The sequence below is a fragment of the Streptomyces sp. NPDC091377 genome, from assembly GCF_044757045.1.
In the GTDB taxonomy this organism is placed as follows: domain Bacteria; phylum Actinomycetota; class Actinomycetes; order Streptomycetales; family Streptomycetaceae; genus Streptomyces.
Genome location: NZ_JBIVUE010000010.1, coordinates 251079 through 259084, shown reverse-complemented (window position 1 = coordinate 259084; position 8006 = coordinate 251079). Strand labels below are relative to the sequence as shown.

The 8006-nt window shown below is 73.4% G+C and carries 8 protein-coding genes; 6 read left to right on the top strand and 2 right to left on the bottom strand.

Annotation, left to right across the window (positions count from 1 at the left end; all coding sequences use genetic code 11):
- The first annotated feature begins 478 nt into the window (after nt 1-478).
- The 4 genes from ACIQNG_RS23205 to der all read left to right on the top strand — a co-directional run bounded on the left by ACIQNG_RS23205 (nt 479) and on the right by der (nt 4620).
- Nucleotides 479-1564: a prephenate dehydrogenase gene (locus ACIQNG_RS23205; RefSeq protein WP_401428775.1), complete on the top strand. Its 1086-nt coding sequence runs from the start codon at nt 479-481 to the stop codon at nt 1562-1564.
- Nucleotides 1565-1724: 160 nt separating this feature from the next.
- A complete protein-coding gene (cmk, locus tag ACIQNG_RS23200; RefSeq protein WP_401487438.1) occupies nt 1725-2414 on the top strand; it encodes a (d)CMP kinase in 690 nt (229 codons plus the stop codon).
- A complete protein-coding gene (locus tag ACIQNG_RS23195) occupies nt 2411-3058 on the top strand; it encodes a lysophospholipid acyltransferase family protein (protein WP_401487436.1) in 648 nt (215 codons plus the stop codon). The genes cmk and ACIQNG_RS23195 overlap by 4 nt, the downstream gene beginning before the upstream one ends.
- Before the next feature lie 83 nt (nt 3059-3141).
- On the top strand, nt 3142-4620 hold the full coding sequence (gene der / locus ACIQNG_RS23190) for a ribosome biogenesis GTPase Der (protein ID WP_401487434.1): 1479 nt from the start codon (nt 3142-3144) through the stop codon (nt 4618-4620).
- A 60-nt stretch (nt 4621-4680) separates the two neighbouring features.
- Here the strand turns inward: der and ACIQNG_RS23185 are convergent, their stop codons facing one another.
- Both ACIQNG_RS23185 and ACIQNG_RS23180 read right to left on the bottom strand, forming a co-directional pair.
- Nucleotides 4681-5091: a hypothetical protein gene (locus tag ACIQNG_RS23185; protein ID WP_401487432.1), complete on the bottom strand. Its 411-nt coding sequence runs from the start codon at nt 5089-5091 to the stop codon at nt 4681-4683.
- 190 nt (nt 5092-5281) lie between these two features.
- Entirely contained in the window at nt 5282-6064 is a 783-nt protein-coding gene (locus ACIQNG_RS23180) for a hypothetical protein (protein WP_401428785.1), read from the bottom strand.
- A 536-nt stretch (nt 6065-6600) separates the two neighbouring features.
- Between ACIQNG_RS23180 and ACIQNG_RS23175 the strand changes: the two genes are divergently transcribed.
- Together ACIQNG_RS23175 and ACIQNG_RS23170 are read left to right on the top strand one after the other, a co-directional pair.
- Complete coding sequence (locus ACIQNG_RS23175) at nt 6601-7302, top strand: transglycosylase family protein (RefSeq protein ID WP_401487429.1); 702 nt, start codon at nt 6601-6603, stop codon at nt 7300-7302.
- Nucleotides 7303-7423: 121 nt separating this feature from the next.
- Nucleotides 7424-7972 carry a transglycosylase family protein gene (locus ACIQNG_RS23170; RefSeq protein ID WP_401487427.1) on the top strand — a complete coding sequence of 183 codons (549 nt, stop codon included), beginning with the start codon at nt 7424-7426 and terminating at the stop codon, nt 7970-7972.
- Nucleotides 7973-8006 lie beyond the last annotated feature (34 nt).

Sequence of the window (8006 nt, the reverse complement as noted above, 5' to 3'; positions counted from 1 at the left end):
GCGCGGCGCCCACGTCCCCACGCCTTGACCGGCGCGGCGCCCACGTCCCCACGCCTTGACCGGCGCGGCGCCCACGTCCCCACGCCTTGACCGGCGCGGCGCCCACGTCCCCACGCCTTGACCGGCGCGACCCCCGCGCCCCTGCGCCTGCGGCGCCCGCGTCCTCGCCCGTGCGTCGCCCGCACTCCCGCCCATGCCGCACCCGCACCCCCGCCCATGCCCCGCCCGCGCCCGCGTCCCCGCCCGTACCGCACCGCACCCCCCCGCCCCCGCCCATGCCGTGCGCCGCCGTGTCTCACGGGGCGGGCGTCGTCGAGCGGGGCCGGGGTGGCTGACTACGCTGGACGGACGCGGCTTCCCCGGCCGCCCGGCCCCTCCGCCGCCCCTCTACCGCCCCTCACCTCCCTCCACCGCCCCTCTACCGCCCCTCCACCGCCCCCCCACCTCCCTCCACCGCCCCTCCCAAGGACTACGCCCAGTGAGAACCGCCCTCGTCATCGGCACCGGCCTGATCGGCACCTCCGTCGCCCTGGCCCTGGTCCAGCGTGGCGTCACCGTCCATCTGGCCGACCACGACCCCGAGCAGGCCCGCACCGCCGTCGCGCTCGGCGCCGGGACCGAGGCGGCACCGGAGGGACCCGTCGACCTCGCGGTGGTCGCCGCGCCGCCCGCCCATGTGGCCGGCGTGCTCGCCGACGCCATGCGCCGGGGCGTCGCCCGCGGCTACCTCGACGTGGCCAGCGTCAAGGGCGGACCGCGCCGGGAACTGGAGGCCCAGGGCCTGGACCTCACCCCCTACCTCGGCACCCACCCCATGTCCGGCCGGGAACGGTCCGGGCCGCTCGCCGCGAGCGCCGAACTCTTCGAGGGCCGCCCCTGGGTGCTCACCCCGACCCGCGACACCGACACCGAGGTGCTGAACCTCGCCCTCGAACTGGTCTCCCACTGCCGTGCCGTGCCGGTCGTCATGGACGCCGACGCCCACGACCGGGCCGTCGCCCTCGTCTCCCACATGCCGCACCTGGTCTCCAGCATGGTCGCCGCCCGCCTGGAGCACGCCGAGGAGGCCGCCGTACGGCTCTGCGGACAGGGCATCCGCGATGTGACCCGGATCGCCGCCTCCGACCCCGGGATGTGGATCGACATCCTCTCCGCCAACCCCGGACCGGTCGCCGACCTCCTCACCGATGTCTCCGCCGACCTGGACGAGACCGTCCGCGCCCTGCGCTCGCTCCAGTCCGCCGACCTCGACAAGCGGCGCGAGGGCGTCACCGGCATCGAGGGCATGCTGCGGCGCGGGAACGCCGGACAGGTGCGGGTGCCCGGCAAGCACGGGTCCGCCCCGCGGGTGTACGAGGTCGTGGCCGTGCTCATCGACGACCAGCCGGGACAACTGGCGCGGATCTTCGCCGACGCGGGACGGGCGGGGGTCAACATCGAGGACGTACGCATCGAGCATGCGACGGGGCAGCAGGCGGGACTGGTGCAGTTGTCCGTGGAGCCGGGGGAGGTTCCGGTGCTGGGCGCCTACCTGCGGGAGCGGGGCTGGTCCGTCCGGCAGTGACGGTGCCGGGAGCGCCCGTGGGTGGTGCCGGGCCGTGCCCGGGAGCGTGCCGGACGGGCTGGGCGGGCGCGGGGACGAGGGGCCGGTCGTACGCAGTAACCTTGTGCGGGGCGTCCTCTCGCCCTCATCCCGATGCACCGCACCAGGAAGGTGTCCCTCCGTGGAAAACGGCGCCGCCCAGCCGCCCGTGATTGTCGCCATCGACGGTCCCTCCGGCACGGGCAAGTCGAGCACGTCCAAGGCCGTCGCCGCCCGGCTGGGGCTGCGGTACCTGGACACCGGCGCTCAGTACCGGGCGATCACCTGGTGGATGGTGAGCAACGGGATCGACGTGGCCGACCCGGCGGCCGTCGCGGCGGCGGCGGGCAAGCCGGAGATCGTGTCCGGGGTGGACCCGGCCGACCCGACCATCGAGGTCGACGGCGTCGACGTCGCCGGCCCGATCCGTACCCAGGACGTGACGTCCAAGGTCAGCGCGGTCAGCGCGGTGCCCGAGGTGCGGACGCGGATCACCGAACTGCAGCGGTCCATCGCCGCCGGGGCCGAGGGCGGGATCGTGGTCGAGGGCCGCGACATCGGGACCACCGTGCTGCCGGACGCCGACCTCAAGGTCTTCCTCACCGCGTCGGCCGAGGCGCGTGCTGCCCGCCGCAGCGGTGAGCTGAAGGGCGCCGACGTCGATGCCACCCGCGCGGCGCTGATCAAGCGGGACGCGGCCGACTCCGGGCGCCGCACCTCCCCGCTGGCCAAGGCGGGGGACGCGATCGAGGTGGACACCACTGAGCTGACGCTTCAGCAGGTCATCGAGTGCGTGATCACCCTGGTCGAGGAGAAGCGGGCCGGGAAATGAACGAGGTGCCCTCGGCGCGCCGGGCCGAGATCGGACGCCGGATCGGCGTACCCCTGATGTACGGGCTGTTCCGGCCGCGGGTGCTGGGCGCCTGGCGGGTGCCCGCCTCCGGGCCGGTCATCCTCGCCGTGAACCACTCGCACGCCGTCGACGGCCCGATGGTGATGGGCGTCGCGCCCCGACCCGCCCACTTCCTGATCAAGAAAGAGGCGTTCGTTGGCCCGCTCGACCCCTTCCTCACCGGCATCGGCCAGTTGAAGGTGGACCGGCACGGCACCGACCGCACCGCGATCACCCACGCGCTCGGCGTCCTGGAGCAGGGCGGAGTGCTCGGGATCTTCCCCGAGGGCACCCGCGGTGAGGGCGACTTCGCCGCGCTGCGGTCCGGGCTCGCCTACTTCGCGGTGCGCACCGGCGCCCTGATCGTCCCGGTCGCCGTCCTGGGCAGCACCGACCGCCAGGGACGGCTCGTCAAGGCGCTGCCGCCGCTGCGCAGCCGGATCGACGTCGTGTTCGGCGACCCCTTCGACGCCGGGGACGGCAGCGGACGGCGCACCCGCAAGGCGCTGGACGACGCCACCGGGCGGATCCAGAAGCAGCTCACCGCCCACCTGGAAAACGCCAGGCGCCTGACCGGGCGCTGAGCGACACTGAGTAGTGGACCGACCCCGGCCGGAAACCCGGCGGGCCGCTCCACGATCACCACGATGAACGAGGTACGGACTTCATGAACGACGACATCCACTCCGCGGGCTCGCCGGACGAGCACGACCACGGAGCGCTTGGCGACGCCGAGTACGCGGAGTTCATGGAGCTCGCCGCGGAAGAGGGCTTCGACGCCGACGACGTCGAGGGCGCGATCGAGGCGGCCGGGCACGGCCCGCTGCCCCGGCTGGCCGTCGTCGGCCGCCCCAATGTCGGCAAGTCGACCCTGGTGAACCGGATCATCGGCCGCCGCGAGGCCGTCGTGGAGGACAAGCCGGGGGTCACCCGGGACCGGGTCACGTATGAGGCCGAGTGGGCCGGGCGCCGCTTCAAGGTGGTCGACACCGGCGGCTGGGAGCAGGACGTCCTCGGGATCGACGCCTCCGTCGCGGCCCAGGCCGAGTACGCGATCGAGGCGTCCGACGCCGTGGTCTTCGTGGTCGACGCCAAGGTCGGCGCCACCGACACCGACGAGGCGGTCGTACGGCTGCTGCGCAAGGCCGGCAAGCCCGTGGTGCTCTGCGCCAACAAGGTGGACGGCCAGAGCGGCGAGGCCGACGCCGCGTACCTGTGGTCCCTGGGCCTCGGCGAACCCCACCCCGTCTCCGCGCTGCACGGCCGGGGCACCGGCGACATGCTCGACGCCGTCCTGGAGGTGCTGCCGACCGCGCCCGCGCAGACCTTCGGCGGCGGGGTCGGCGGCCCGCGCCGGATCGCCCTCATCGGCCGCCCCAACGTCGGCAAGTCCTCGCTGCTCAACAAGGTGGCCGGGGAGGAGCGCGTCGTCGTCAACGAGGTGGCGGGCACCACCCGTGACCCGGTGGACGAGCTGATCGAACTCGGCGGGGTCACCTGGAAGTTCGTGGACACCGCCGGTATCCGCAAGCGGGTCCACCTCCAGCAGGGCGCCGACTACTACGCCTCGCTGCGCACCGCCGCCGCCGTCGAGAAGGCCGAGGTGGCGGTCGTCCTGATCGACGCCTCGGAGAGCATCTCCGTGCAGGACCAGCGCATCGTGACGATGGCCGTGGAGGCCGGACGCGCGATGGTGCTGGCCTTCAACAAGTGGGACACGCTGGACGAGGAGCGCCGCTTCTATCTGGAGCGGGAGATCGAGACGGAGCTGGGCCAGATCGCCTGGGCGCCCCGCGTCAATGTCTCCGCGCGCACCGGCCGCCACATGGAGAAGCTGGTCCCGGCGATCGAGACGGCCCTCGCCGGCTGGGAGACCCGGGTCCCGACCGGTCGGCTCAACGCCTTCCTCGGCGAACTGGTCTCCGCCCATCCGCACCCGGTCCGCGGCGGCAAGCAGCCCCGTATCCTCTTCGGCACCCAGGCCGGCACCAAGCCGCCCCGGTTCGTGCTCTTCGCCTCCGGCTTCATCGAGGCGGGCTACCGGCGCTTCATCGAGCGCCGGCTGCGTGAGGAGTTCAGCTTCGAGGGGACGCCGATCCATATCTCCGTGCGGGTCCGCGAGAAGCGCGGCACGAAGAAGAAGTAGCAGTCGGACTTGCACAGCGTGAGGGCGGCCTCCCCCGGGGGAGGCCGCCCTCACGTCGTGTCATACGCCCCGGCGGGGGGCGGGTGGGAGCGCCGCCGGGATGTGGTGCATCGTTCCGTACGTCCCGACCTCTCCGACGCGCTGCCACTGCGACTGCTGTTCACCGCCGCTCCTGGCACTGCTCGCGCCCGCGCTGTAGGCGCTGTACGAGCTGCTGAAGGAACTGCTGAAGGAGTTGCCGAACGAACCGCCGAACGAGCCGGAGCCGCGGGGCAGGGTCCCGAAGGCGGTGAACCCCAGCTCCTCCTCGCCGCTCCGGTCGCCCGGCAGGGTGCGGAAGGATTTGCCGTACTCGGCGTAGAGCGCGTCGAAGATCGGTGTGGCCGAGAACCCACCGGAACTGTCCGGCCCGTACCGCCCGGAGGACATCGACGCGTAGGACGGGCGCTGGGGGAGGTCGTATGCGTGCACGTATGAGCAAACGACCCGAATGATGAAGAGATGCGGTTTGTTGTCCGGTTCAAAGGGGCGCGGGAGCCGCGTGAGCGGCCCCGGCGAGAGCCTCAGCCGCTCCGCGCTCCTCGACGCGCCCCCGATCAGGTGCTCGGTGCCCGCGAGCGATCGCGTGTCCGGTGTCCGAGCGGGGTGGCGCGGTACGTGCTCAGGTACCCGCGAGGGGCAGTGCGGCGGCGACCAGCTTCCCGTTGGCGGCGGCCTTGTCGAGGGCGTCCCGCAGGAGGTCCTCGCGCGGCTGCCGGCCGATCGACCCCACCGGCGCGGCGAACATCAGCACCTGCTGGTGCTTGTTGGCCGCCGCCCGCCAGCCCTCGGTGACCTGGAGCGGCTGGTGGGCCTGCCACCAGGCCACCGGCTGGGCGCCGCCGGGGCCGGGCTGGAGGATCGCGTGCAGCTGCCCCACCGCCAGCAGCACCGACCAGCCGTGCAGCACCGACGGCGCGGCCTCCAGCTGGGTCTGCGGCAGGAAGCCCTGCTCGATCAGGAGCGGCAGGAAGTCGTCCCCGACGGCGGTGGAGCCGGGCCGCGCGATGGGGCCGGTCGGCTCCACGACCAGGGCGGGGTGCAACTCCCCGGCGATCAGCACGAGTCCGCTGGTCACCCCGAGCACCGCCTGCTCGGGCGTGACCTTGTCCGGCTCCAGGTCGGCCGCGTCGCCGCTGATGGACTTCACGGCACCCTGGAGCTGCTCCTCGGTCACCTGCACGACCTGCGAGGGCAGACACGTGGCGTGGGCGAAGGCGAGGACGGCGGTCTCGTCGCCGATGAACAGGACGGTGCTGGTGCGCTCGTGCTCGGAGTCGCCCGGGGTGCGGCAGGACGTGCAGTCGTAACTGCCCGGGGCGTTGTCTCCGGCGAGCAGCCGGTCGGCTTCTTCGTCGCCGATCTCGGCGCGAACCTCGTCGCTGACGTCGAGCATGCGCGGCACGGGTGGCTCCCTCGGGATGCGGTGCGTCGGTCGGGGCCGGGGGGCTCCCGGCCCATGGGTCCGGGTGATCCCGGGCTCATGAAGAAGACAACGGGCGACCTGTGGCGGGAGTCACGCGCAAGAGCGAACGGAACCCCGTGATCCGACGCACTCGGTCACCCGGGGCGCGGAATCGGACACTCATAGTCAAGCGGAGGGAGGAGCAGGGCACTTGCCCCGGTGAGGTGAGTCACAGGTTTACGGCGGGGAGGGTGAACATGTCGCGACATCAGCGGAAGAAATGGGTGTCCGGAAAAGGTCGCTACCAGCGGTAACCTTCAACTGGCCTGGCACGACGGGGAGTTGATTGCCTCCCGCTCGCCGTCCTCCGTACATTCCTCCGCCGTGTGCACCGAGCACCGCCCGGTCACGTCCGCCACCGCACCACCCGGCACTTTCGCAGGCCCCTCGGCGGACGGGACGGAGCCCGACGACCGCGTCCCCGCGCGGCAGCCGGGCCCCGTCCGGGGACCCCGGGCTCGTGGAGAGGGATCTACATGTCCGACTGTGCCGATACCCACCGTGGCAACGCCCGCAAGCACCGTACGACGGCGGCCCTCGCCGGTGCGGCGCTGCTCGCCCCGCTCGGACTGCTGGCCGCCACCGGCGGTGCCGCGGCGGCGGACGGCGGGGTGTGGGACCGTATCGCCCGATGCGAGAGCGGCGGCGACTGGCACATCAACACCGGGAACGGCTACTACGGCGGTCTCCAGTTCTCCGCGAGCACCTGGCGGGCGTACGGCGGCACGGCCTACGCCGCCACCGCCGACCGGGCCACCAAGGCGCAGCAGATCTCCGTCGCCACCAAGGTCCAGCGCGCCCAGGGCTGGGGCGCCTGGCCCACCTGCTCGGTCAAGGCGGGTGCCTACGGCGACGCCCCGGCGGCCCCCGCGACCGGCTCGGGCGGCACGGGCGACTCCGGCAACTCCACCGGCTCTACAGGCTCCACCGGCTCCGGGAACTCCGGTGACTCCGCCGGGTCGGCCCCGGCCGAGCGTCCGGCGCAGACACCGGCCCGCGACTCCGGGCACACGGACCGCGGCTCCTCCCGTGGCGCGTACACCGTCCGCGAGGGCGACACGCTCAGCGGCATCGCCGCCCGGTACGGCACCGACTGGCAGCGGATCCACTCCGCCAACCGGGCCGTCATCGGCGACGACCCCGATGAGATCGTGCCCGGCCAGCGCCTCGACATCTGAGGCGCCTCACGACTCCGAGGGCTCGGAGCGGTCCCCACCCGATCCACCCGATCGGGTGGGGACCGAGGCATGTCGGCCCCGGTTCGAACGGCCGCTGCGGAAAGCTGTCCACCCTGGGTCGATGTCCCGTACCCAGCGGATCACCCTCGCCCTCGCCGCGGCCCTGCTCGCCACCGGCGCCCCCGCGACCGCCCACGCGGCACCGCCGCCGCCGTCCTTCGGCCCGCCCGTCCGCGCCGCGGACGACTGCGCCGGGGACCGGTGGCCCTGGGGCTGTGTCGCCGCGTGCGAGAGCGGCGGCGTCTGGGACCTCGACACCGGCAACGGGTTCTACGGCGGGCTCCAGTTCCGCCCGTCGACCTGGGAGGAGTTCGGCGGCCTGGAGTACGCCCCGCGCGCGGATCTCGCGACCCGGGACGAACAGATCGCCGTCGCCCAGGAGGTGCTGGCCCGGCAGGGCTGGAAGGCGTGGCCGGTCTGCTCGGAGCGGTACGGGCTCGCGGGCCGCTGGCACACCGTGAAACCCGGCGACACGCTGTACGCGCTGGCCCGCGAGTACGGCGTCGAGGGCGGCTGGCGGGCGCTCCACGAGGCCAACAAGGAGACCGTGGGCCCTTCTCCGGACCGGCTGAGGGCGGGGACGATGCTGAGGCTCCGACACCCGGCCTAGTCCGGGTGTCCGTGGGCGCTGGCAGACTCGGCCG

Bases quoted from the DNA above. Each gene is read 5' to 3' on its own strand.
- ACIQNG_RS23195 (WP_401487436.1), top strand. From the start codon at position 2,411: ATGAACGAGGTGCCCTCGGCGCGCCGGGCCGAGATCGGACGCCGGATC.
- der (WP_401487434.1), top strand. From the start codon at position 3,142: ATGAACGACGACATCCACTCCGCGGGCTCGCCGGACGAGCACGACCAC.
- ACIQNG_RS23175 (WP_401487429.1), top strand. From the start codon at position 6,601: ATGTCCGACTGTGCCGATACCCACCGTGGCAACGCCCGCAAGCACCGT.
- ACIQNG_RS23170 (WP_401487427.1), top strand. From the start codon at position 7,424: ATGTCCCGTACCCAGCGGATCACCCTCGCCCTCGCCGCGGCCCTGCTC.